The organism is Micromonospora parastrephiae (assembly GCF_016802865.1).
GTDB classification, from domain to species: Bacteria; Actinomycetota; Actinomycetes; order Mycobacteriales; family Micromonosporaceae; genus Micromonospora; species Micromonospora parastrephiae.
This window is the reverse complement of sequence record NZ_JAEVHM010000053.1, coordinates 1-24,206: the sequence shown is the minus strand read 5'-3', so window position 1 is coordinate 24,206 and position 24,206 is coordinate 1. Positions and strand designations below refer to the sequence as shown.

Here is a 24,206-nt window from a genome sequence, read left to right as displayed (position 1 = left end):
GCACCGTCACACGGATACCGGTGACCGACGGCCCGCGAGAAACGGCGCGTACGACGCGGTGTGGTCGTGACCGCACGAGCACCTGTCGACCTCTCCGCCGAGCAGCCCGCTCGGCGTCAACCCGGTGAGGCGGCGCACCTCCCGACTCAAGTGGGCCTGATCCGCGTAGCCCACATCGACCGCGAGCCCTGCCATGCCGTCGGCCCCGCGCCGTCCGGTCGCGATCGCGCCCGCCTGTGCCAGCGCGAGGAAGCCCTGGAACCGTAGTGTCCGCTGCAACGGCTTGGGCCCCGTTCCCACCGCCCACACACAGCGACGCCGGAACTGACTGACCGACAGTCCGAGGTGGTCGGCGACCGCGCCGACGTCACGCGGCGCCCAGGACATCAACAACCGCACCGCCTCGCGGACGAGCGGGTCCGAACCGGCGGTCCGCGCACGGTGCAGCAGGAAGGCCTGCAGGATGTGCAGCGACGCCCGAGGCGTCGCCGCGGCGGCGATCGCCTCGCCAAGGCGGTCCACCCACGAGTGACCGAGCTCGCCGAGCGAGACACCCCGGTCGAGCACGTCCGCAACGCCACCGGGTATCAGAACGGGCACCCCCGGGTGGAATCGGACACCCAGCAGCGTCGTCGCCGCGGGGATCACCTCGACCCGCGGTCTGGTCAACGGGCCGAGCAGCCGTGGCTGTCCACCGAGCGGCCAGTGCAGCTCCGCACCACCGGTCGGCAGGTGCCGCTGCACGTAGGGCACCGCCCCGGTCGTCTGCACCCACACGGTCCGAAGGTGGTTGACCAGTCCCGGCACCGGGGCGAGCTCAACGTAGGACGGGGCCGCGGTCATGCGCCGCCCCCATTGCGATCGGACGGGAGAGCTGCCTCCACCGCGTCCACTGCCGCTCGGCGCCCGCCGGCGGCCCGCACCTTCGCGGAGGCGGCGCGCAACCGCTCGCGCATCATCCGATCGTGCGCGAGGTCGAGCATCCTGGCCATGCCGTCACCGCTCGGGCCACTACCGTCCGAGAGGTTCACGCCGAGACCGAGGGCCTCGACCCGTGCCGCGACGAGGTGCTGCTCGCTTGTGCGCGGTGCGCACACCATGGGGACGGCGAACCAGAGGGCCTCCATGACGCTGCCCATCCCGGCGTGCGTGACGAACAGGTCGGCCTGTGCCAATGCGGCGAGCTGGTCGACGTGCTCGTGGGCTTCGACCCGGTCGGGCACCGTCCCGAGGGCGGCGACCGGGAACCCGCCGGTGGACACGAGCACCCGGTGGTTCGGTGCCGCGGCGGCCGCGGAGCGGACCAGTGACCGTACCGTTTCCGGCTCGGCCGCTGCGGTGCCCGCGCTGACGTACACGAGCCGTTCGTGTCCCGCCGGTCCGGTGCCGAGCCGCGAGCCCAGACACGGTCCGACGAAGTGATGGTCCGTGCCGAACCCGTCTCCGTTGCACTGGAACCACCGCGGGAGGAACGCGATCGATCGCTGCTCGCGCGCCTCGGCCAGGTCGCGTACGGTGATGCCCTCGACTCCCCAGCGCGCGGAGAACTGGTCGAGCTGATCCTGCAACGGCGTGAAGGCGGGATGCGCGGGGTCGAGCACGCTCGTCTGTCCGGTGGCCGCGGCCAGCGACCACGCCGGCCCCTGGGCGAAGGACGGGAACAACGCCACCGCCGGCCGGTCGAGCAGCTGCGCCAGCGCACGGCCCGCCGGGTGGGCGGCCCGGTCGTAGAGCAGGACGTCGGGGACGTCACCGCGCAACACAGCGATGACCTGGGGTACGACGGCAGCCGCCTCCGCCACCAGCACGAACGGCAGCCACACCGCGAAATCGCTCGGCGGCGACGACGACGGGCGCGTGACGAGCGTCGACTCGTAGGTGACGACGTCAGCGCCGGCACGTTGCGCGGCGGGTCCCGCGACGTCCGGGGCGAAACAGGTGACCCGATGCCCGCGGGCCCGCAGTTCGGTGATCACGTCGAGCACGGGCAGCAGGTGACCGGTCGCCCCGACCGTGAGGACGGCGACGTGCGCGCCGGTCGTCGTGCTCACGCGCGCAGCCCGTGCCGGGCGGTGTACCAGAAGAACCAGGACAACAGCCCGGCGAGCATGACGGCGTACTGCACGTTGGTGACCGTCGGGACCGCGTCGAGGTCGATCATCGAGGCGATCGCGACGCGGACCAGCGCGTCCAGCATCAGCACGACGCCGACCACGACGCTCACCAGGCGCAATCGGCGGCGGAAGACGGGATCGTCGATCCAGCGCTGCTGCCACGCCGCGGCTCCGACATCGCCGACCTTGGCCGTGGCGATGACCGTGCCGAGGTGCAGCATGAACGGCCGCTTCATGGCCAGCGACAGCAGTACCCACGCGCCGAGCAGACCGGTGAGCCATCCGTCCTTGATGTACAGCAGGCGCGCGTCTCCGGTGACCACGCTCAGCACGCCTCCTGCGACGAACAGGCTGACGACGACGAGGCCGGCGACGTCCACCCGTCGGCTGCGAGCGGCGACCAGGGCGGCGTTCGCAGCGGGAACCGCGCCCGCGGCGAGGGTGGCGGCCAGCACGTCGGCGCCCATGGCGCGTAGCGCGTAGTAGACGACCAGGGGCAGGACCGCGTCGACGACAACTCGTCCGACCAGAGCCCGGCGCGCATCCTGTCTCATCCGCGTCGCGGCGCCGGCTACCGCCTCCTCCGCGTCGCTGTCGACCGGTCTCACGACAACACCTCCCCGAGATCCCCCGAGGCCGGGTCCGCAGCGATCGCGCGATCGAAGATCGCGCACAACTCCTCCGCGTAGGCAGCCAGGTCCATCCCTTCGCCGCGGGTGAACCGCTCGACGGCGGCATCGACAGCGGCGCGGACCGTCACCGCCATCACCACCGGCTCGAACCGGCGCAGCTCCCCGGACTCCTGGCCCGAGACGAACAGCTGCGCCAGGAGCACCACCGGCACGTCCTCGCGAAGATCGGCGTCCGCCGTGTCCCGGGGCAGGTTGCGGGCGATTTCGACGGCAGCACGCGCGTACGCCGGCCGCTCGGCGAGAAAGCGGAAATTCGAGCGCAGGTACGCGGCGAGCTTGCCACGCGCCGACGACTCGGCCTCGATCGCCGGGACCATGAACTGCTGTGCCCGCTCACCGATGTGGCGCAGCGCCGCAGCGACCAACTCCTGCTTGGTGTCGTAGTGGTACGTGATGAGCCGCGTGCTGCTGAGTCGGGCCGTCTCAACGATCCGCGCAAACGTCGCCTTGGCGTAGCCGTGCTCGGCCAGCAACTCGACGACCGCCTCGAGAATCCGCGTCTTCCGATCCACCTCCGGTGTTATCTGCATGGATAAAATAGCAGCAGATGGCAGGCCTCCACGTCAAGAGCGAGGGCAACCCGCCGGCATCCTCCGCGTCTTCATGCCCTGACGGTCAACCACGCCTGTGCGCGCTGGAGGTACCCGCGGGCACGGTCGAGATCACCGAGCTTGCGGTAGCGCTCGGCCGAGCTGAGGTGCGACGAGGACGTTGCCGTTGTGGCAATCAGCGGCGCTCTTCAAGCCGATCACGATCGAGCCGCTGTGCCGGCGCGGGCCCGGCCAGCCACGGATTCGTCAACGGCATGCGGCGTCCTCGATCATGGCGCGCACCGTACCCACATGACCTGCCCGGCTACCAGGGAGGGCATCCGAACAACGTGTGATGAACGCGTGCCAGAGCGTACGCAGTGGCGGTGGCACGGGCTGCACGCCGAGAATCGTGCAGACGGCCTCGTGGCCGAGCTTCGTGCCCCCGTCCGCGGATAGGCGCCCCCGACCGAGTCGCGCTGCGGTCCGAACATGGCTGGCATTCAACGTCCTGTCAGTTCTGCACGTGGTTGGTCGAGTTGATCGACCGATCGTGTCCGCACAAGTGGCCGGCAACGGCTGCCGGCGTGCCGGCATCAGGCCATGCCTTCAGTGGCTGACAGTCGGCCCGCCAGGAACCTGCCAGCTTCAGCGACCGGACCACTCGGGTCAGGAGTGCCGGACCCTCTGGGCGAGTTCGTCGCGGAGGTGGTCAATGCCCGCACCGGTCCTGGCGGAGACTGGAATGGCGTGCGGGTGTGCCCGGCACAACGCGTCCACCCACTCGGATGGCGCTACGTCGATCTTGTTGAGCACCAGCAGCTCGGGGACGTCGCCGGCGCCGATCTCGTGCAGTACGCCGTGCACCGTGGTGATCTGCCCCAGCGCGTCCGGCGCGCAGGCGTCGACCACATGCAGCGCGAGGTCGCTGCGGCTGACTTCGTCCAGAGTCGACCGGAACGCGTCCACCAACTGGTGCGGCAGGTGCCGGACGAAGCCAACCGTGTCGGTGATGGTGTAGGTGAGGTCACCCGTGCTGATCCGTCTGACGGTGGGGTCGAGTGTGGCGAACAGGACGTCGCGCACCTGCGCGTCCGCACCGGTGAGCCGGTTGAGGAGGGCCGACTTGCCGGCATTGGTGTAGCCGGTGATGGACACCGACGGCACCTGGTTGCGGGCCCGCCGGTTCCGGGTCCGTTCCCGCCGCCGGGCCAGCTCGGAGGCGTTGCGTCGCAGTCGGGTGGCCCGCTCGCGTAGCGTCCGGCGCTGGGTCTCCAGCCGCATCTCACCGGGACCACGCACCCCCATGCCGGCGCCGCCGGCCATCCGGCCACCACCGACCCTCGACATCGACCGGCCGTCACCGCGCAACCGCGGCAGCTGGTACGCGATTTGCGCCAGCTCCACCTGGACTCGGCCGTCGCTGGTGCGGGCGTGCTCGGCGAAGATGTCCAGGATCAGCGCGGTGCGGTCAACCACCCGCACGCCCACCCGCTCCTCCAGGTTGCGCACCTGCCCTGGGGTCAGTTCGCCGTCGGCGATCACCAGGTCGGCGTGTGATCGCTCGGCGAGCGCGGCCAGCTCGTCGACCTTGCCCGATCCGACGAAGGTCGCCGGGTCCGGGCGGGGCCGGCTTTGCACCAGCGCGTCGGCGATACTCAGGCCGTCGGTGTCAGCGAGCCGGCGCAGCTCGGCCAGCGAGGTCTCCGAACCCGGTCCGCTGTCGGCCGTACCGTCCTCGCCTCGCACCGCCACCAGCACCGCGGTCGGGCGCTCTCCCAGTGAGCCGGCATCCGGGCCCAGCAACCATGATCCCGCCATCGTCCACCTCAACCTCGTCGGCTGGGACCGTCTACCCCCGACCTGACAGGCCATGCGCGACCTCGGCCAGGAGCTGGCGGGACACGGCGTACACGTAGCGGCGCGGGCAGCACGATGGGCGGGGCCAGTGACACAGCTATCCGCGCCGTGCCGGTAGGACGTGGGCAGCGGCCGCGTGCAGGGGGCCGACGTCGGAATGACGACCGGGCCGCACCGCGGCGTGCCGCTGGCCCGGGCCGACGCCGTCACGGGCGGCGAGGGCATCAGCGATCGCTCCGGTGGTGAAACCGTAGACGAACTTGTGCAGCACGTCGACGGCAAGCTCGCCGCGCGGCCACGTCTGCGGTGGAGCCCCCACACCTGTCGCATTTTCCAGGATCTGATCGCTGGTCAACCGCACCACGGTGAACATGCCCGACGACCACGGACCTCGCAGCCCGGACTGCGCCATGATGCTGCGCAGCACACCAAGGAGCGCACCCTGACCGTAGTGCATCGTCAGGTTTCGCCACCGCGGCTGACGCCGCGCGCCTCCGGCATCCCAGTGAGCCGTGCCAGTACGCGGGCCGGCACGTATGAGTCGGGGCGACCGGTCAGCCGCTGCTCCAGCTTCTCCGTAGCGGTCATCACCACCGCCCCGGTCAACCCGGCCACCAGCCCTTGCCATACCGCTCGCTTCAGCATGACGAGCCCCTACCCATCGGTTAGGCACCCACACCTACCCAGAGGCCAGGGATCTTTCCTCACTTCCACCACGTGCTGAGGATTCGGTGGACGCAGGTCCTCGGGTTTAACCGACTACCCGAGGGTAGGGAGTTGGTCGGGTCACGATGCGCGCCCTCCGTGGTTCACTTTCCTCCCGCACCGAGTTCCCGCCCCTGACCGTTCCCCGACGCTGCACCCACAGGTGGTCGTAGCGCCGGTAGGTGATCGGCTGCCCGTTGCGGTGACGCAGCAGCTGACCCGTTCCAGCCCTACCGCGCGGCTGACGCTGCCCGGGCTGTCGGTCCGACAGCAGCACGGGCGCAATGACGGGAGCCACAGAACGCTTCCGCCGACCTGCCGCATCAATTAGGGATTCCGGTCCCGGCGGAGGAAGCACGACAGCAGTTGCCTGAACTCGTGCGGGTGCTCGATCGCCGGCACGTGCCCGCATCGGCCGAGCACGTGCAGACGGACATCGGCCAGGTGTTCGAGCAGGGGCTGGGCTGCCGTCCCGAGCGGGGTGACCCGGTCCTCGGCGCCGTGGACGAGCAGCACGGGCGCACGCACCGCTGCCAGGGTTTGCGCAGAGAGGGTGAGCTCGTCGACCCATCGTGCCCTGGGTGGCGGGAACAACGACGCGAATGCGCCCTCCCCCGCTCGCATCGCGGCTGCACGGGCCTCGACGGCCGAATCGGTCACGAGCGCTTGGTCGAGGACGAGGCGACTCAGCATGTCTCGTGCCCCGATCGGGCCGGCGGGGGCGGCCCAGATCGCGTCGAGGTCGGCGGACAGCGGCGCCCCGGGGGCACCCATCGTCGAGACCGCCACGACACGGGTGACCTGCCGGGGGCGCGCGGCCGCCAATGCCAGCGCCACGGCACCGCCCATGGAGTGACCCACCACGGCGTAGTGCTCGATACCGAGAGCATCCATCAGGCCCGCGGCCTGCTCGGTCCACAGCCGGAGCCCACCCCTGGAGCCCGCCGGGACGGGTGTACGGCCGAACCCCGCCTGGTCAGGAGCCACCAGGTGCCAGGACGTGCCCAGCGCCTGCGCCGTCGTTGCCCAGGCGCCGGACCCGGTCGTACCGGGTCCGGAGCCGTGCAGCATCAGCACCGCGGGCCCGGTGCCGCTCTCCAGGACGTGGACGGGAGAGCCGTCGACGGTGACGGTCCGAAGTGCCGTCACCGCGGCAGGCCAGGTGTGCTCATGCCGATGCGGGGCTGACCGACTTCGAGAAGAGCTCCATCATCGCCCTGCCGAATTGCGGCATGTCGGGCCACCCCCGGCAGGAGACGAGATTGCCGTCCACGACGTCGGGAGCGTCGATGACCGTCGCGCCCGCGTTCTCCATGTCACCGGTGATCGGGGGGAAGCACGCCGTCTTTCGACCCTTCAGCAGCCCGTACACCGCTGGCACCTGCGCGCCGTGGCACACCAGCGCGATGGGGAGGTTGCGCGCGAAGAAGTGCTCGGTGATCCGCCTGACGTCGGCGTCGACCCGGATCCACTCGGGGGCACGTCCCCCGGGGATGATGAGGGCGTCATAGCGCTCGACGTCGACCTCGGCCCAGGGCACGTCCACCGGCAGCTTGCGGCCGTTCTTCTCCACGTAGGCGTCGGAGTTGGGGTCGAACTCGTGGATGACCAGTTGCACGTCGCGCATCGTCCGTGACGAGACGTCGACGTCCCAGCCGCCCTCCTGCACGCGGTAGTAGGGATACATCGTGTCGAGCTCCTCGGCGGCGTCGCCGGTCAGGAGCAGCGCTCTGGGCACCTGCTTCTCCTCGCATCTGGGGGCGGGTGAGGTGGATCCAATCCGATCCGATCAGGATTGAGTCAGCATTCCTGGGCCCAGCGTGCCCGTCAAGCCTCTACCGCCATTCCGTCCGCGCCCTCGATCTCGTCGAACAGTCGTCGAAAACGCTCGCCGGACCGCAGGATGTGCCGACGCATCGCGTAGGCGGCGGCGTCGGGGTCACGCGCGGCGATCGCGGCCACAATGTCCTCATGCTCGGCCATGGCCAGGTGAGTGACCTGGGTGTCGTGGTGCAGCCGGAAGAGGTGCACGTGGCTGTGCAGGCGAGCGAGCGCTTCACGGATGACCTGGTTCTCCGCGCTCAGGGCGACGAGATCGTGAAAGGCGGCGTCACGTAGCCCGAAGGCGCCATAGGCCATCGGCCCGTTGCCCCCCTCCAGTTCCTCCATCTCCTCCAGCATGCGACGCAGACCGGCCACCTGCTCCAAGGACGCGCGTTCCGCGGATCTGCGCGCCGCCGCCGGCTCAAGGAGCAGGCGGACCTCGAGCATGTCCTCGAATCGGTGACGGGTGATCTGGGGAGGAATGCGGTAGCCGGCATGGGGCACACGCACGACCAGGCCCTCGGCCTCCATGCGGTTCAGAGCGTCTCGGATCGGCGTCTGCGAGACCCCCAGCTCTCGCGCCAGGACGTCGATCGTGACGCGGGAGCCAGGCTCGATCCGTAGCGACATCAGCTGTCCGAGCAGCGTGTCGTACACCTCGTCGGCAAGCCGGCCACCAGATCTTCCCGGTGGCATTGCGCCCGTCACCGCCCTACGGCCCCGCGCGATCATCGCTTCGTCGTCCATCGTGACGTGAGGTCCTTCCTTGCGCCTTCGGGAAGCTGTTGACATCGATCGCAACGCTGCGGGATGCTGACGCCCCCACCGGGATCGTATAGGAAAGGTGGCGAATGGTCGCCATCCTGCACCCATGGCGGAGCCGCCCGCCATCGCTCTACTTCGATCACCTGAAGCTCCCCTGAGCATGTTCGACGTCCTGCCCGGTTCGTCACCGGGCCGCAGATGGGCCGACGGACTTTTCGACAACATGAAGACCCAGTACATCGCGGCGCACTCGTGACGCCGGTCCGCGGGTCGGCCCTCCGACGGCCCGGCAACACGCCTGAACAACCCAGCAACTGCTCGGCGAAGCACATAGCGAGGTTCTAGAAGTCCCCACCCAGAAAGCAGGCATAAAAATGCGCTCTCCGAAGCGAATAGGAAGAATGTCCGCTCCGGCCGGAAGGTAGGGCTGGCGACAGCGGCCATGCTGCTGGTGGCCACGACCGCGGCGGCTTGCGGCGATGGCCAGGACGACGGCACGAAGGTGAGCGCCCCCAAGGCACCGGCGACCATCCCGGAGCTCACCAAGGACCCGCAGACCCTCAGCTTCATCTGGTTCGACTGGCCCCCCGCCCACGCACTGGAAGCCTTCGCGAACGCGGAGTACAAGAAGGAGCGGCCGAACGCGACCATCAAGGTCAACACGGTGCCGAACGCGAACTGGCACGACGCGATGTTCACCCAGTTCGCCGCGCGCAAGACCGACTTCGACATCGCGATCCTGGACTCGCAACACATCGGCGAGGCCGTGACGAACGGCAGCATCCTCGACCTCACGGACTTCGTCAAGAACAACATCGAGGTCTCGGCCTACAACCCGTACCTGCTGGCGGCGTACGGCCAGTTCCCCCAGGCGGAGACCGGTAAGCGCGACGAGAACGCCAGCCTGTACGGACTGCCGCTGCTCGGCGACACCTGGACGATGATCTACCGCAAGGACCTGATCGGCGACAAGCCACCGCAGACCTGGGACGAGATGATCTCAGTCGCCGAGAGGTGCCAGGCGGACAACCCCGGCGTCAGCGGGCTGGCGTTCCACCAGGCCAACGGCTCCGACGCCGCAGCCGTCACCTACAACACCGTCAACGGCGTCTACGGCGGCAACCTCTGGGACGCCAAGAACCGCAAGATCGACGGTGTCCTGAACGACACTGCGGGCCAGGAGGCGATGGACGTCCTGGTCAACAAGATGAAGCCGCTGACCGCCAAGGGCTCCGGCAACTGGTTCATCGACGAGGTGAACGCGGCGGTCGCCCAGGGCAAGGCATGCATCGCGTTCAACTGGATCGCCGCGAGCGGCGGCCTGCTCGATCCGAAACAGTCGACGCTCGGTACCACCCGGAAGCAGATTCTCGACAAGCTGGGTTTTGCCACCCTGCCGAGCCAGAAGACGAACCTGGTCCCTCTCGGCGGTATGGGGATGCACGTGTCGGCCTACTCCTCCAAGGCAAACCAGGCCGAGGCCCTGAACTTCATGAAGTGGTTCGAGCGGGCTGATGTCCAGAAGAAGTGGGCCGCGGCTGGTGGCGTGCCATCGCGTACGGACGCCCTGGAGTCGCCCGAGTTCCTCAATGCCGGGCCGTTCAACCAGGTGTACACCGACTCGGTTCCGCGGATGCGGGACATGTGGAACGTGCCCGAGTACGCGCGCCTCGTCAACATCGAGAACACCAACGTGAACGCGGCTCTCAACGGCGCGAAGAAGCCGAAGGATGCGCTCGACGACATCGCCAAGGAGCAGCAGGGCGTGCTCGACTCCAGCAGTCGCAAGGGCGGCGGCGGACTGTGAGTGACCCCGTCCCTCTGAAGACCGACCACCCCGGGCAGGTGGCGTCCGCGACGCTACCTGCACCGGGTCGGTCCCGCCGGCTGAGCGACCGCGGGCTCGCCGTGGCCTTCACCTCCCCGGCGCTGCTGCTGTTGCTCGCCATGTCGGTGTTCCCGTTGCTGTGGGCGTTGTACCTGTCCTTCACCGACTACTCGGCCACCCGCGGTGGGCCCGCCCATTTCATCGGGTTCGGGAACTACACCGCCATCCTGACGTCGGCGCAGGTCCACCAGAGGGCCCTGACGACGTTGATCTACGTGTTCGGCGCGGTCGGGCTGCAGACCGTGCTCGGTTTCACCATCGCCTACCTGATCTCACGGCGCACGCACGGGCGAGGACTGCTGACCACTCTGTTCCTGGTTCCGATGATGCTGTCGCCGGTCGTGGTCGGACTGTTCTGGCGATTCATGCTCGACGCGCAGTTCGGCGTCGTCAACAGCATGCTCGGCTCGGTCGGCCTCGGGCAGGTGGAGTGGCTCACCCGACAGCGGACGGCACTGATCTCCCTGATCGTGGTCGACACCTGGCAGTGGACACCGTTCATCATGCTCATCGCACTTGCCGGCCTCAGCGCGGTTCCCAAGTACCTCTACGAGGCGGCCTCGATCGACCGGGCGTCCGAGTGGTTCCGGTTCCGCACCATCACTCTTCCGCTGGTGTGGCCGCTGCTCCTCATTGCCGTGTTGTTCAGGGCCATCGAGGCCTTCCGGTTGTTCGACCTCGTCTACATCCTCACCAGCGGAGGCCCGGGTGTCTCCACCGAGACGTTGTCGTTCCACGTCTACAAGGTCGCGTTCCTGGGCTTCAATACCGGAACCGCTTCGGCGTACGGGATCCTCATGGTCCTCGTCGTCATCGTCCTCACGCAGCTCTACCTGCGCTACCTGAACAAGCTCAAGGAGGGCTGATGGCCGTCTCCGTCGACGAGGCCGTGTCCACGGGTCCGGCCCGGGATCACACGCCCCCCGCGCGCCGCCTTGGCGGCCGGGGCCGCTCCGTGCTGGAGGTCGCGCTGCTGACCGTGCTGGCCGTCGTGATGCTCTTCCCGGTGCTGTGGATGATCGAGACGTCCATCAAGGAGAACCGGGACGTCTACGCCATCCCGGCCAAGTTTTTCGACTTCACGGTAACTCTGGACCATTACAAGGACGTGTTCGTCGCCCCCGACGGCACCCGCTCGGCCCTGTCCGTCTCGTTCCTCAACTCCGTCGTGGTCGCCGGGGTCTCCACGGTGCTGGCCACCGTGCTGGGGGTCCCGGCGGCCTGGGCCTACTCACGCTTCGCCGTGAGGGCCAAGAAGGACCAACTGTTCTTCATCCTGTCCACCCGCTTCATGCCGCCCGTGGTGGTCGTGATCCCGATCTTCCTCATGTACCGCCAGGTCGGACTCATCGACAACAAGCTCGGCCTGATCCTCATCTACGCCGCGTTCAACGTCCCGTTCACGATCTGGATGATGAAGGGGTTCGTCGACGAGGTGCCCGCGGAGTACGAGGATGCCGCCATGCTCGACGGCTACACCCGGTTGCAGGCGTTCTGGAAATTCACCCTTCCGCTGCTCGTGCCCGGCATCGCCGCGACGGCGGTCTTCGCCCTCATCTTCTCGTGGAACGAGTTCGTGTTCGCCACCTTCCTCACCTCCAGCGACAGCGTCCGGACGGCCCCACCCGCAGTCGCCGGCCTCATCGGCGGGACCACCACGGACTGGGGTCTGGTGGCCGCCGCCTCCGTGGTGTTCGCCCTACCGGTGCTCGTCTTCGCGTATCTGGTGCGCAAGCACCTCATCGCCGGTGTGACGCTCGGGGCGGTGCGACGCTGATGGCGGGCATCGAGGTGACCGCCCTGCACAAGCGCTACCCGGACGGGACGGTCGCGGTTGACCACGTGGACCTGTCCATCGGCCACGGCGAGTTGTTCGTGATGCTCGGCCCCTCGGGTTGCGGTAAGACGACCACGCTGCGGGCCATAGCCGGCCTGGAGAGGCAGACGACTGGCGACATCCGCATCGGCGACACGCTGGTCAACGACCTGCCGCCCGCCGAGCGCGACATCGCCATGGTGTTCCAGTTCTACGCTCTCTACCCACACCTGCGAACCCGCGACAACCTGGCGTTCCCACTGCGGGCCGAGGGACTGCCCAAGGCGGAGGTGCACAAGCGGGTCGACGAGGCCGCCCGGCTGATGCGGCTCGGTCCGCTCCTGGACCGGCGACCGCGCCAGCTGTCCGGCGGGGAGCAGCAGCGTGTCGCGCTTGCTCGCGCCCTGGTGCGACGACCGCGCGCATTCCTCATGGACGAACCTCTCACCAACCTGGACGCGGAGCTGAGGGCGGACATGCGCACGGAGATCAAGCACCTCCAGGGGGAACTGGGGGCGACGATGGTCTACGTCACCCACGACCAGGTGGAGGCGATGTCGCTCGGTCACCGGATCGCCATCCTCAACAAGGGCCGCGTCGAGCAGATCGGCACGCCGCTGGAGGTCTACGACCGTCCGGCGAGTCTTTTCTGCGCGGCGTTCATCGGCTCCCCTCCGATGAACCTGATCGACGTGGAGGTGGCCGACGGGAACCTGCACGGTCAGGGCGGACTGGTCCTCACGCCACCGCCAGGTCTGCCGCGCGACCGTCGCCTGGTCGCAGGCGTCCGGCCGGAGGCGCTGGAAGTCACCGCACCAGGGGCGGAAGGGTCGGTCCCGGCCCGCGTGGTCTCGGCGGAGTGGCTGGGCGACGAGATCATCTACGTGGTCGACCACAGCGGCCAGCGGGAGGTACGGGTTCGGATGCCACCGACTGTCCGTTTCGCCGCCGACGCACGAGTCGGGTTGCGGCACACCGGTGGGACCCCGGCGGTCTACGACGTGAGCACGGAAGAGCTGGTGGCCTGATGGGAACCGTGGCGGTACACGAAGTGTGCAAGTCCTTCGGCAAGGTCCGGGCCCTGGACGGGGTGACGCTGGACGTGCCGGACGGCTCGTTCTTCGTCGTGCTCGGGCCCTCCGGGGCAGGCAAGACGACGACCCTGCGAGCGATCGCCGGCCTTGAGAAGCTTGACGCCGGGTCGGTGCATCTGGACGGCAGGGACGCGACCGGTGACGCCCCGGCCGCACGCGACCTGGCCATGGTCTTCCAGAGCTACGCCCTCTACCCGCGACACACGGTGTACGAGAACATCGCGTCGCCACTGCGGGCACGCCGCTGTTCTTCGAGTGAGATCGCGGCTGCCGTCGAGCAGATGTCGAGCCTGCTGCACATCGAACGTCTGCTGCAGCGCCGTCCCGCGCAGTTGTCGGGCGGTGAGATGCAGCGCGTCGCCCTGGCCCGGGCGCTGGTCCGTCGCCCGCGCGCGTTTCTCATGGACGAGCCGCTGACGAACCTCGACCTCAAGCTCCGCGTCGAGATGCGCACCGAGCTCACCCGCATCCACCGGAGCCTCGGAGCAACCTTCATCTACGTGACCAACGACCAGGTCGAGGCCCTGTCCATGGCCGACCAGGTCGCGGTCCTGAAGGAGGGGAAGGTGCAACAGGTCGGAACGCCGACCGAGGTGTACGAGCGTCCAGCCAACCAGTGGGTCGCAGGATTCGTCGGGAGCCCGCCGATCAGCCTGCTCGCCTGCCACGCCGAGGGAGATCGTCTGGTCGGTGCGGAAGGCTGGACGCTACCGCGGCCCCGCTGGACCACGGCCGAGGACGGTCGTGCGCTGCTGCTGGGCCTGCGCGCGGAGGACCTGTCCGTCGAGCAGCGTGGAAACGCGTCGTTGCCGGGTGAGCTCTACGGGCTTGAGCCACTCGGTGACCGAACAGTGGTCGACGTCCGAGTGGGGACGGAGATCCTCAAGGTCAAGGCACGACCCACCGTCACCGGTACGCCGGGCGAGCGGCTGCTTGTCACGGTCGACCTGGACCGTGCGCACCTGTTCGATGCGGGCACCGGGCTGTCGCTGTCCGAGGCTGGGCGGTAACCACACCGGGCGGCGACGGCACCATGCGCCCGCACGTGGCAATCGAGCCTCGGCGGACCGTCACCAGTGCGCACGGCCTGACGACGCTGAGACGGCCGATCGCTGGCGCGGGGCGTCGACCCGCGGACAGGGCCGGACCCGCTCGGCAACCTCGCCCCCCGACGAGGGCGTGTGACCCGTCCGTCTACGCGGACAACGCGATCGCTGAGGCACGCCGGACAGCACCAAGAAGATCACAGGAGACGACGCAATGCGTGATCCCATGAACGTCCTGGCCCCCGAGCACCGGCGGCTCCGGATCGGCGACGCCTGGCGCGACGCCGCAAGCGGAGCCACCTTTGCCGTCGAGGACCCGGCCACCGGCAAGACCATCGCCCAGGTGGCGGACGCCGACGTCGTTGACGGGCTCGCCGCACTGGACGTGGCGAGTAAGGCAATGCCGGAGTGGGCGGCGACCCCGCCGCGGAAACGGTCAGAGTTGTTGACCGCGACGTACCGGGCACTGACCGAGCGATCCGAGGAGGTCGCCCGGCTGATAACGCTCGAGATGGGCAAGCCGCTCTCCGAGGCTCGGGCAGAGGTGGCCTACGGCGCCGAGTTCTTCCGTTGGTTCGCCGAGGAGGCGGTGCGCGTCGAGGGGCGCTACAGCACCGCTCCCGCAGGTGGATATCGCATCCTCACCGTGCCGAAGCCGGTCGGACCGTGCGTCTTCGTGACGCCCTGGAACTTTCCGTTGGCCATGGGTGCCCGCAAGATCGCTCCTGCCCTGGCTGCGGGCTGCACGACGATCACCAAACCAGCAGCCCAGACGCCACTCACCATGCTGTTCCTGGCCCGCATCATGGAGGAGGTCGGCGTTCCCCCGGGCGTCGTCAACGTGGTGACCACCAGGCGTGCCGGCGAGGTGGTCTCCGCACTGCTGGCCGACAGTCGGACCCGCAAGCTTTCGTTCACCGGGTCGACCGAGGTCGGACGCGTACTGCTACGACAGGCTGCGGACAACGTGCTGCGCACCTCCATGGAACTGGGCGGCAACGCGGCCTTGATCGTGTGTGCCGACGCTGACCTGGACGTCGCGCTCGACGGTGCCATGGTGGCCAAGATGCGCAACATCGGGGAGTCCTGCATCGCGGCCAACCGGATCTACGTCGAGGAGCCGGTGCGCGAGGAGTTCACGGCGCGCTTTGCCGAGCGGATGGGCGCGCTTTCGGTGGGCCATGGTCTCGACGACGGCGTGAACGTTGGGGCCTTGATCGACGAGGCCGCGGTCACCAAGATCGACGAGCTCGTTGCCGATGCGGTCGATCGCGGTGCCCGGGTCCTGGTGGGCGGTGAGCGTCCGGTTGGGCCGGGCCACTTCTACCCGCCTACGGTCCTCGTCGACGTGCCCGACGATGCGCGGATGCTGGGGGCGGAGATCTTCGGCCCGGTGGCGCCGATCATCTCGTTCACGTCCGACGACGAGGTGATGGCGAAGGCCAACGACACCGAGTACGGCCTGGTCGGATACATCTTCACCCGTGACCTCCAGCGGGCGCTCCGGTTCACCGAGGGGCTGGATACGGGGATGCTCGGCATCAACCGTGGCCTGATATCGGACCCGTCAGCTCCGTTCGGAGGCGTGAAACAGTCCGGGATCGGCAAGGAGGGGTCGCACGAGGGCATCCTCGAGTACCTCGACCTCACCTACGTGGCGATCGACCTCCCGTGAAACGGCCTACGTCCGCCCAGCGAATTCCCGCCGACGTTCCGGAGAGGCACTGACATGCTTGAGACCGTCCGCGGACCACGCCAGCTGATAGTGGGCGAAGGGGTCGCGCAGAACATCCCACGAGTGGTGGCCGAGAGCGGCTCGCGGGTCCTCATCGTGACCGACCAGGTTCTTCTGGGACAGCCGGGCGTGGCCGAGATCGTGGCTGCCGTGCGGGAGAAGGTCGAGGTCGTCGAGGTGTTCTCCGACGCGACTCCAGACGTGCCACTCGCCGATGTCGCCCTGGCCGTCTCGGTCGCCGCCGAGGTGGACGCCGACGTGATCCTCGCCATCGGGGGTGGCACGGTGATCGACCTCGCCAAAATCGTCGGCGTCATCCGGCGCCACGGTGGGACGCCGCGCGACTTCTACGGCGAGTCGAAGGTGCCGGGGCCGACGATTCCTCTCGTCGCGGTCCCGACGACGTCAGGCACCGGCTCGGAGCTCACACCCGTCTCGGTGTTGACCGACCCGGACCGCGAGCTGAAGGTGGGGGTTTCCAGCGTCCACATCGTGCCCGACTTCGCCATCGTCGACCCCGAACTCACCTACACCTGCCCTGCGACCGTCACCGCCCACTCCGGCATCGACGCGTTTTGTCACGCGGTGGAGAGCTACACCGCGCGACCCCGGGCCCACGGACCGCGCGATCCGGTGGAGCAGGTGTTCCTCGGCCGCAACCCGATCACCGACCACTACGCGCTCCTGGCCGCCGAGCGGATCGCCCGTAGCTTGCGTCGTGCTGTCAGGGACGGAGGCGACACGGACGCGCGCGCGGACATGTCCTATGGGTCCATGCTCGCCGGGCTCGCATTCTCCCACGCGGGCAACGCGGCCCCGCACGCTCTCCAGTACCCCATCGGCGCAGCCACGCACACGCCGCACGGCCTGGGCGTCGGGCTGCTACTGCCCTACGCGCTGGACGCGGCCAGGGATGCCATCAGCGACCGGTTGGCCATCCTCGCCAGGGTGTGCGGGCTCGACGTGACCAACGCCTCGGATGCCGAGGCCACGGACACGTTCCTCACTTGGCTCGACGGGCTCCTTGCCGACATCGGCATCCCTCCCACCTTGGCGGACATCGGCGTGGCACGCGCCGACCTCCCGCGCTTCGCGGAAATGGCCAGTGGCGTCACCCGCTTGATCCAGAACCATCCAGGCCCGACCGACACCGCCAGCCTGACCGCGATCCTCGAAGCGGCCTGGACCGGCGACCGGACCCGACACGTCCTGACTTCGAGCAGAGATAGTGACCGGCCTTTCACATGACGACGGGTTCCCTGCCCCACCCCCGACGGTGAAATGTTTCTTTGAGTGCACCCCGCCGCGACGACGTACGGCAACGCAGCCGTCGACCTGCCCTCGTCTCGCATCGACGACCGGACACCACCTGAGCGGACCGTCCATGTCCCTCCCTCAATCCGGTCCTACGCGCGGCGATTCGTCCGGTCGGGTCTGCCGCCAGGCGTAGGAGGCCAGGAAGAACGCCGCACCGGCCCAGACCAGGCAGTACGCGCCCAGGCCAACAGTGCTGACCGATTCGTGCAGTCCGAAGTAGCCGATGAGAAACTGCATCGTTGGCAGCAGAAACTGAAGCATCCCGAGGACCGTGAGTGGCGTCCGGAGGGCCGCGAAGCCGAACAGGACCAGCGGCAGCGCGGTGATCAGCCCGGTGCTGACGAACAACGCGGCCCGGACCGGACTGTCCCCGAAGTGGCTCTGGCCGGCCCTCGACAGGAGGGCGAGATACGCGGCGGCGGGAATGGCCAGAGTGGCCGTCTCCACCGCCAACGCCCGCCAACTCGGCATCGCCGCCCATTTGCGCAACAACCCGTAGATTCCGAAGGTGGCGGCGAGGCCGATCGCCACCCACGGCGGCCGTTCGGCGTCGATCCCCAGCCACACCACGCCCGCCGCGGCGAGGGCCACGCCGGCCCACTGCGCGAGCGCCATCCGCTCCCGCAGCACCACCAAGCCGAGAAGGGCACTGAAGAGCGGGTTGATGTAGTAGCCGAGGGCCGCCTCGATCACCCGCCCACTGTTGACCGCCCAGATGTAGAGGCCCCAGTTCGCACCCACGAAACAACCGGCACCCGCCAGCAGCGCCAGGACTCGTGGCTGGCGGTGCATCACACGCAACCAGTTGAGGTCGCACTGGATCGCCAGCACGATAGCGACAAGGACCAGCGACCAGACGATGCGATGGGCGAGGATCTCCAGCGCGGGCGCCGGCTCCAGCAGCGGCCAGTAGAGGGTCAGCAAACCCCAGATGACGTACGCTGCGGTTCCGGCCAGCACGCCCACGCTGGTTCGGCGTTCACCGGCCGGCGCGGTCGTGCCCGGCAGCGGTGCGCTGCGGGTCATCCGGCGCGCCACCGCGGCCTCAGGTCGATTGTGCCGGTCGCCCCGGTGAGTACCGCCTCGCGGGCGGTCAACGCGCAGCGCAGCGGATAGGCGCCGAGCACGCTGAGAAGCGTGCGCTTGCCCGCGCCGTTGAGCCCGATCAGTGCCCAGTGCTCCCCGGCGCGGATCGTGACGCTGACACCCGCAAGCAGCAGGCGAACGTCCCGCACGACATCGACCTCCCGGGCCTCGACCACCCTGTAGCCCGCGTCGGCGTACCGCGTCACTTCTGCGGCTCGCTGAGGAAGACGCCGAGGGCCAGCGCCGCCAGGGGAATCAGACAGATGATGGTGAACACGCCCTGGGGACCCCAGGTTTCCGCCGCCACACCGAGGACGGGCGCGAGGAGGCCGCCGATGCTCACGGCGAGCCCGAGCGTCACACCCGCGGCAGTGCCGGGCCGCGTCGGCAGATAGTCCTGGCCCAGCTTGACCAGCACGGCGAACGGGATGTTCAGGGCGATGCCGGCGAGCACGGCGAAGAAGAGCGGCGGGTACTCCCCAGGCGTGAGCCGCAGGCCGACGAGCGCGGGAATGGCGGCGATCGCGCCGACCTGCACTGTGCGGACCATCCCGACGCGGTCGGCGATCCGGCCCCCCAGCAGCGTTCCGGCCACTCCGCCGACCAGGAAGCACGCCAGCGCCGCGCCGGCGAGACTCTTGCCCGCGCCCAGATGGCGTATCCAGAACAACTCGATGAAGGTGATCGCGCCGAAGAAGGCGACCGACCTGACAGTCTCGACGCAGGTCAGCACCAGGAAGGGAATCCAACGGTCACGGCCGTCGTGCGAAACACCGCGCGCAACCGGCCGCTGTGGCCGGTTCCGGTACAGCAGGAAACCCATGAGCACGGCCGGCGGGATGAAGAGCGCGGTCGCTCCGACGCCCATCCCGATCAGTGCGGGAGTGGCCAGTACCGGTGCCAGAAAGAACCCGACACTGCCTCCGGCGGCAAAGATGCTCATCGCTGTTGCGCTGTCGCCCGCCGCCACCCGTGCCGACTTTCCGGCGGCCGGATGGAACATCGCCACGCCGAGTCCCGACGCGCAGAGCAGAAGCCAGACCGCCACGTAACTGTGCACGAGGCCGGAAAGGCCGAGCCCGACTCCGGCTAGCGTCACTCCCGCCCCAGCCAGCCAGTCGAGCCGGTAACGGTCGACCGCGACGCCAATAAATGGTTGAGGGATGGAGCTACCCAGGGTCGCGGCGAGCGTGAGACCGCCAGCGGCGACGTAGCTGTAGTGGCGGTCCAGTACGAAGTACGGAACGCAGGCGGGCACCAGACCCTGGTAAAGGTCGTCGACCGCGTGGGCCGCGCCCCACAGGCGCATCCGCCGCCACGCCGACGGTTGCCTGTCCCACTCCCCGACCAGTGCCAGCGCTGGCCCAGGATTGGCCGAGTTCGCTCGGCTGCTTGTCTCCACCACCATCAGCTCTCTCGTTGCAGGTGTTGGAGGAACAATGCCCGACCGTCCCAGTTGCCGGCTATTGATACCCTGCCGATTTGTGTCGCCAAGCAGCCAGAATGTGGACGGCCCCGCCCGGGTGCCCTTGGCCGACCGCGACCGGATCGACTGGCATTACCACGCGCGCCACCAGCTGATCTTCCCCCGCAACGGCGTGCTGGGAGTGTCGACGCCGACGGGAATGTGGACGGTGCCACCGGACCGGGCGGTGTGGGTTCCGGCCGGCGTCGCCCATGCCCATCGGGCGTACGGGCCCACCGACATGCGCGCGATCATGTTCGACCGCCCGGTGAACCCGCTGGGCGTGGATCAGCCGACCGCCCTGGCCGTCTCGCCGCTGCTGCGCGAGGTGATCGTCAGCCTCACCGACGGCGAGGAGCTGACCGACGACGAACGGAACAACCTCGAACGCGTGGCTCTCGACCAGCTGCAACGAGCGGCCACGTTGCGCCTGCGCCTGCCGTACCCGGCCGATCCCCGGCTGCGGGATCTTGCCGAAATCCTGCTCGATGACCCCACCGACCGCCGCACCCTCGGCGAGTTGGGCATGGCCGTGGGGGCCGGCGCGCGTACCCTCAGCCGGCTGTTCCGGGAGCAGACCGGAATGTCGTTCCCGCACTGGCGGACGCAGGTGCGGTTGCATCACTCGCTCACGTTGATCGCCGAGGGCGAGTCGGTGACCACGACCGCCGCGGCGAGCGGTTACAGCGGCCCCAGCGCGTTCATTCAGGCGTTCCGGGCCTACTTCGGGATGACGCCCGGCGAGTATTGCCGAAGCCGGCAAGGCTCCCGAGCCGACCGGGCGCTGGACTCGGCCCGCCCCCGGTGGACTCCGCGTGCACCGGCGCCGGCCGGCCCAGGTCGCGGCCTGGCTACCCGCTGAACGGATTCGCGGTCGAGGCCGAGATGAGCGCGGCGACCCAACGTCACCTCCGGTCAAGGTGTCGCACGTGGACCTGGTGGCGGCCGACCGGTCCCCCTCATCGAGCCGCCGCCGAATCTGACGACCGCGGCACCTTCGGGACCCCGATGGACGTCACCCTGTCCGACCTGTCAATGCCCCCGCTACGCGCTACGTGCGCGCCCAGATCACCAACAGCACGGGCACGCCTCAGTCCCCGTGCGCGCTCAACCACCGCAAATCTCGCGACGGCGGGCCACTACCGCGCTGGCGGCACGAGGACTCGGCATTGCCAGTGCGGTGAGCGGCTCAGGCGTCGGGCTGCCGGCCTGCCCCGCTGAGCAGTCGGTCGCCGAGCTCGGTCCGCGAGTAGAGCACCTGCCGGCCCGCCCGGCGCGAGGCGAGCAGCCCGGCGGCGCGCAGCGCCTGGAGGTGCACGCTGAGCGTTGGCGCGGAGAGCGCCATCTGGGTGGCAGCCTGGCTGGTCGACATCGGCAGGTCGAGTTGGGCCAGCAGGGCGGCCCGGGTCTGCCCGAGGACGCCGGCAAGCGCCGAGCCGGTCTGCTCGGGGTGCTGCTCCTCCCAGAGCCGGCCGAGGCCACGCGGGGAGTAGGAGACGCTGGTGGACCCTGGCTGAGCGGTCCGCACCAGGACGTCCGGCCAGGCGAAGGCGCACGGCACGAGGAGCAGGCCGCGTCCGCCGCAGTCGGCGTGGCCCTCGTAGTACTTGACGATCCTCAGCGTCTGGTCGGCGAACGTGACCGACGGGTGCAGGTTGCTCATCATCCGGTCGACGCCGCCGTCGGCCAGGGCGTCGAGTCGGTAGGCGATGTCGTCGTTGAGCAACGCATCGATCCGCGACCAGTCCGGGGCGATCGCGACGCGGTGGTACGCCTCAAGCGCCTCGGTGACGGGGCCGATGCCCGCGTCGGGCCGGTGCACGAGCGCCTGGAGCAGGGCTTGCCGGCCTTCGCGGCCAGGCCCCTGCTGGGCGAACCGGTGGGCCGCGAGGTGCGCCAACTCCTGCGCCACTATCTCCGGATCGGCGCCGGCGATCTGCGCGATCCCGTCCGCGAATGTCGAAGACCGGCGATCCGGCGACGGCATCAGGAAGTCGGGGATGTAGCCCTCCGGACGGACCAGTGCCCATAAGAGGTCCAGGTCGCGCTTGCGCAGCCGGCCCGCCCGCTCGGCGAACCTGTCGATCCAGGGACGGTGCAGTTGCCGCCGCTGCCTGCCGGCGGCCAGCGTTCGTAGACTGGCGACGGTCTCCGTGACGGGCGAGGCGGCGAAGCGTACGCGGGTCAGGTCGGTCGCCGTGACATGCAGGTGGATCACGTGACCCCCCTCCGATGAGGTCTCAGCCTAATCGTGGCCGTGCGCCCGACACCACAGAAGACTGAGGACATCCACCCCGACAACGGATAGGACACCGAAGATGCGCACCCTGATCTACACCGCATTCGTCTCGCTCGACGGCGTCGTCGACTCTCCCGGCGGCGGCACCTCATCGGAGAACCATCGCAGCGGCGGCTGGACCTACAAGGACATCGAGGTCCTGCCCGAGGCGTACGCGCTCAAGGGCCGGGAGACCGAGGAGGCCACCGCGCTGATGTTCGGCCGGACCAGCTACGAGGTGTTCTCGCCGGTGTGGCCGGACATGAAGGATTTCGCCGCCCTCAGGGAACTGCCGAAGTACGTCGTCTCGACCACCCTCAGCCAGGACGCCCTCGTCGACAACTGGGGTGACATCACGATCCTGCGTTCCCTCGAAGACGTCGCGAAGCTCAAGGAGACCGACGGCGGCCCGATCTTCATCCACGGCAGCGCCACGCTCGCCCGCGGCTTGTCCGACGCCGGCTTGATCGACCGCTACCACCTGCTGGTCTACCCGCTGCTGCTCGGAGCCGGCAAGCGGATGTTCAGCGACATCGACAAGGACAAGCAGATGCTGAAGGTGGTCGAGTCTGAGACGTACGCCAACGGAATCATCAAGCTCGTCTATGACGTCGTCCGCTGAGGTGGCTGCCATGACCCGCGGACCGATGACGGAGGCCCTGCCCGCAGCGTACGAGCGGCTGCATGCGTACGGGCCGGAGTTCGGCGGCGACGAGGAGGGTAACCACGGGATGACCAACCACGGCCCGATGGCCGTGGAGGTCATGGTCCGGCGGGGACTCGACATCGACGTCGAGGGCTGGCTCGACCGCTACGTACGCCGCCTGGCGGCGCTGCCCGGCACGAGCGCGGCCATCCAGCCCGGCGAGTGGGGCGCCGCGCTGGGCCAAGCGCGACGGCTGCCCGACTGGGCCGCGTACTTTCGGCACGAGCTGGTCGAGCGCCCGTGGTCGGACGTGCTCGTCGAGTGGTGGCCGCGGCTGCTGCCGGGAATCGTCGCCGGTTCGACCCACGGCGTGATCCGGGTCAGCCACGCGGTGCGTACCCTGCGCGGCACTGCTGGCGCCCCAGCACGCCAGACCCTCGACGAACTGGCCCACGGGCTGGCGTTCTGGGCGGCGCGCTACCGCGAGCTCGCCGGGGTGGCTTCGCCGGAGGGCAACCTCACACCGCAGCGGGCCCTGCCGGCTGTCACCCGACTTCAGGACCAGAGCGGCTTCATCGCCCACCGGCTCGACCGGCTCGAACGCAGTCCGGGCTGGACCGCGAGCCTACGCGCGCTGGAACCGGCCGCCTCCGTCGACGAGGTTCCAGCGCGGCTGGAGTCGCTCGTCGACAGCGCCGCAAAGGTGTACCTCGGGCTCGGCCACGGCTCGCCGGTCCTGTTGGTCCATGCCGCCACCGCGCCCAACGCCGTGCGGCACGTGCTCCCGGTCCTGCCGACCGAGCAGTGGTCACCGAGCCTGACCGCCGCCTGGGCGGCCGTGGCGGCAGTCATCGCGACGTACGCCCCGGCCCGGCCGGCCCCGTGCTCCGAGATCGTTCGGCGCTATCCCGAGCTGAACCGTGAGGACGCGCTTCAGCGGGCAGCCGAGCACGGCGACGAGCATGTCCTGAAGTTCGCCGACACGGCCGTCGAGTCGTACGACCGCACCGGCGACCCCGAGCTGCTCGCCGCGACCCTGCACATCGCCAAGCTGATTGACCGTCCCTGATGCCTCAGAGGGCCAGATACTCACGTCTCCCGATCCCACAACGCGAAGGTGCCGCGTCCGGGCGGTGGCTATCGTCGGCAAGATCTACGCGGGTGAGCGCGCATGGCCGTCGGTCAGGCGGTGTCGGTACGGCTCCCGGCAGGCTGCTGGTAGACGTCGGGGATGTCGTCGCGGTCGGCGTCGACGGTCTCTTCGTCGTGGATGCGCCGGTAGGTGCGGTTCCGCAGGCGCAGGATGATCGTGGCCAGCACCGGCCGACACGTCGATCCAGGCGAA

24 protein-coding genes and 1 pseudogene are annotated in these 24,206 nt (G+C 69.1%); 10 read left to right on the top strand and 15 right to left on the bottom strand.

All coding sequences use genetic code 11. The features are described from left to right. Positions 1-6 precede the first annotated feature (6 nt). From JNW91_RS13650 to JNW91_RS13610, 11 genes and pseudogenes are all read right to left on the bottom strand, one after another. Entirely contained in the window at positions 7-843 is an 837-nt protein-coding gene (locus JNW91_RS13650; protein WP_203175203.1) for a helix-turn-helix domain-containing protein, read from the bottom strand. Beyond that, the gene (locus JNW91_RS13645; protein WP_203175202.1) at positions 840-2,051 is read right to left on the bottom strand and encodes a nucleotide disphospho-sugar-binding domain-containing protein; all 1,212 of its coding nucleotides are present in this window, start codon (positions 2,049-2,051) and stop codon (positions 840-842) included. The genes JNW91_RS13650 and JNW91_RS13645 overlap by 4 nt, the downstream gene beginning before the upstream one ends. Then, the gene (locus JNW91_RS33335; RefSeq protein ID WP_203175201.1) at positions 2,048-2,722 is read right to left on the bottom strand and encodes a VC0807 family protein; all 675 of its coding nucleotides are present in this window, start codon (positions 2,720-2,722) and stop codon (positions 2,048-2,050) included. Before JNW91_RS33335 ends, JNW91_RS13645 begins: the two co-directional genes overlap by 4 nt. Next, the gene (locus JNW91_RS13635) at positions 2,719-3,336 is read right to left on the bottom strand and encodes a TetR/AcrR family transcriptional regulator (RefSeq protein WP_255545125.1); all 618 of its coding nucleotides are present in this window, start codon (positions 3,334-3,336) and stop codon (positions 2,719-2,721) included. Before JNW91_RS13635 ends, JNW91_RS33335 begins: the two co-directional genes overlap by 4 nt. Before the next feature lie 202 nt (positions 3,337-3,538). Then, positions 3,539-3,613 (bottom strand): annotated as a pseudogene (locus JNW91_RS32260) (pyridoxamine 5'-phosphate oxidase family protein); the annotation flags it as partial. Positions 3,614-4,005: 392 nt separating this feature from the next. Next, complete coding sequence (hflX, locus tag JNW91_RS13630) at positions 4,006-5,157, bottom strand: GTPase HflX (protein ID WP_203175199.1); 1,152 nt, start codon at positions 5,155-5,157, stop codon at positions 4,006-4,008. A 136-nt stretch (positions 5,158-5,293) separates the two neighbouring features. Beyond that, entirely contained in the window at positions 5,294-5,569 is a 276-nt protein-coding gene (locus JNW91_RS32255) for a hypothetical protein (protein WP_238424929.1), read from the bottom strand. 86 nt (positions 5,570-5,655) lie between these two features. Beyond that, complete coding sequence (locus JNW91_RS32250) at positions 5,656-5,841, bottom strand: hypothetical protein (RefSeq protein ID WP_238424928.1); 186 nt, start codon at positions 5,839-5,841, stop codon at positions 5,656-5,658. 387 nt (positions 5,842-6,228) lie between these two features. Next, on the bottom strand, positions 6,229-7,050 hold the full coding sequence (locus tag JNW91_RS13620; RefSeq protein ID WP_203175198.1) for an alpha/beta fold hydrolase: 822 nt from the start codon (positions 7,048-7,050) through the stop codon (positions 6,229-6,231). A gap of 19 nt (positions 7,051-7,069) precedes the next feature. Continuing rightward, the gene (locus JNW91_RS13615) at positions 7,070-7,639 is read right to left on the bottom strand and encodes a DJ-1/PfpI family protein (RefSeq protein ID WP_179778497.1); all 570 of its coding nucleotides are present in this window, start codon (positions 7,637-7,639) and stop codon (positions 7,070-7,072) included. 89 nt (positions 7,640-7,728) lie between these two features. Further along, the gene (locus tag JNW91_RS13610; protein ID WP_238424927.1) at positions 7,729-8,472 is read right to left on the bottom strand and encodes a GntR family transcriptional regulator; all 744 of its coding nucleotides are present in this window, start codon (positions 8,470-8,472) and stop codon (positions 7,729-7,731) included. 469 nt (positions 8,473-8,941) lie between these two features. Between JNW91_RS13610 and JNW91_RS13605 the strand changes: the two genes are divergently transcribed. From JNW91_RS13605 to JNW91_RS13575, 7 genes are all read left to right on the top strand, one after another. After that, positions 8,942-10,297 (top strand): extracellular solute-binding protein, encoded by a 1,356-nt coding sequence (locus tag JNW91_RS13605; protein WP_309244351.1) that lies wholly within the window; start codon positions 8,942-8,944, stop codon positions 10,295-10,297. A 38-nt stretch (positions 10,298-10,335) separates the two neighbouring features. Further along, entirely contained in the window at positions 10,336-11,244 is a 909-nt protein-coding gene (locus JNW91_RS13600) for a carbohydrate ABC transporter permease (RefSeq protein WP_309244350.1), read from the top strand. Then, on the top strand, positions 11,244-12,155 hold the full coding sequence (locus JNW91_RS13595) for a carbohydrate ABC transporter permease (RefSeq protein WP_203175195.1): 912 nt from the start codon (positions 11,244-11,246) through the stop codon (positions 12,153-12,155). The genes JNW91_RS13600 and JNW91_RS13595 overlap by 1 nt, the downstream gene beginning before the upstream one ends. Beyond that, the gene (locus JNW91_RS13590) at positions 12,155-13,222 is read left to right on the top strand and encodes an ABC transporter ATP-binding protein (protein ID WP_203175194.1); all 1,068 of its coding nucleotides are present in this window, start codon (positions 12,155-12,157) and stop codon (positions 13,220-13,222) included. Before JNW91_RS13595 ends, JNW91_RS13590 begins: the two co-directional genes overlap by 1 nt. Further along, a complete protein-coding gene (locus tag JNW91_RS13585) occupies positions 13,222-14,298 on the top strand; it encodes an ABC transporter ATP-binding protein (protein WP_203175193.1) in 1,077 nt (358 codons plus the stop codon). The genes JNW91_RS13590 and JNW91_RS13585 overlap by 1 nt, the downstream gene beginning before the upstream one ends. 250 nt (positions 14,299-14,548) lie before the next feature. Further along, positions 14,549-16,009: an NAD-dependent succinate-semialdehyde dehydrogenase gene (locus JNW91_RS13580; protein ID WP_203175192.1), complete on the top strand. Its 1,461-nt coding sequence runs from the start codon at positions 14,549-14,551 to the stop codon at positions 16,007-16,009. A gap of 54 nt (positions 16,010-16,063) precedes the next feature. Then, positions 16,064-17,317, top strand: coding sequence for an iron-containing alcohol dehydrogenase (locus tag JNW91_RS13575; protein ID WP_203175191.1), 1,254 nt, complete (start codon positions 16,064-16,066; stop codon positions 17,315-17,317). Between the two features lie 147 nt (positions 17,318-17,464). Here JNW91_RS13575 and rarD read toward each other — a convergent pair whose 3' ends face one another. Genes rarD through JNW91_RS13560 form a run of 3 tightly spaced genes read right to left on the bottom strand, consistent with a single transcriptional unit; the run spans position 17,465 to position 19,880 of the window. After that, a complete protein-coding gene (gene rarD / locus JNW91_RS13570) occupies positions 17,465-18,412 on the bottom strand; it encodes an EamA family transporter RarD (protein WP_203175190.1) in 948 nt (315 codons plus the stop codon). Continuing rightward, positions 18,409-18,678 carry an ATP-binding cassette domain-containing protein gene (locus tag JNW91_RS32245; RefSeq protein ID WP_309244349.1) on the bottom strand — a complete coding sequence of 90 codons (270 nt, stop codon included), beginning with the start codon at positions 18,676-18,678 and terminating at the stop codon, positions 18,409-18,411. The genes rarD and JNW91_RS32245 overlap by 4 nt, the downstream gene beginning before the upstream one ends. Beyond that, on the bottom strand, positions 18,675-19,880 hold the full coding sequence (locus JNW91_RS13560; RefSeq protein WP_203175189.1) for an MFS transporter: 1,206 nt from the start codon (positions 19,878-19,880) through the stop codon (positions 18,675-18,677). The genes JNW91_RS32245 and JNW91_RS13560 overlap by 4 nt, the downstream gene beginning before the upstream one ends. 76 nt (positions 19,881-19,956) lie before the next feature. Between JNW91_RS13560 and JNW91_RS13555 the strand changes: the two genes are divergently transcribed. Then, positions 19,957-20,799, top strand: a complete 843-nt coding sequence (locus JNW91_RS13555; protein ID WP_309244348.1) for an AraC family transcriptional regulator — start codon at positions 19,957-19,959, stop codon at positions 20,797-20,799. Positions 20,800-21,126: 327 nt separating this feature from the next. Here the strand turns inward: JNW91_RS13555 and JNW91_RS13550 are convergent, their stop codons facing one another. Continuing rightward, positions 21,127-22,155 carry an ArsR/SmtB family transcription factor gene (locus JNW91_RS13550; RefSeq protein ID WP_203175188.1) on the bottom strand — a complete coding sequence of 343 codons (1,029 nt, stop codon included), beginning with the start codon at positions 22,153-22,155 and terminating at the stop codon, positions 21,127-21,129. Positions 22,156-22,255: 100 nt separating this feature from the next. Here JNW91_RS13550 and JNW91_RS13545 point away from each other — a divergent pair, with 100 nt between their 5' ends. Together JNW91_RS13545 and JNW91_RS13540 are read left to right on the top strand one after the other, a co-directional pair. Then, on the top strand, positions 22,256-22,837 hold the full coding sequence (locus JNW91_RS13545; protein WP_203175187.1) for a dihydrofolate reductase family protein: 582 nt from the start codon (positions 22,256-22,258) through the stop codon (positions 22,835-22,837). Positions 22,838-22,847: 10 nt separating this feature from the next. Then, the gene (locus JNW91_RS13540; RefSeq protein WP_238424924.1) at positions 22,848-23,930 is read left to right on the top strand and encodes a questin oxidase family protein; all 1,083 of its coding nucleotides are present in this window, start codon (positions 22,848-22,850) and stop codon (positions 23,928-23,930) included. The last annotated feature ends 276 nt before the right edge of the window (positions 23,931-24,206 follow it).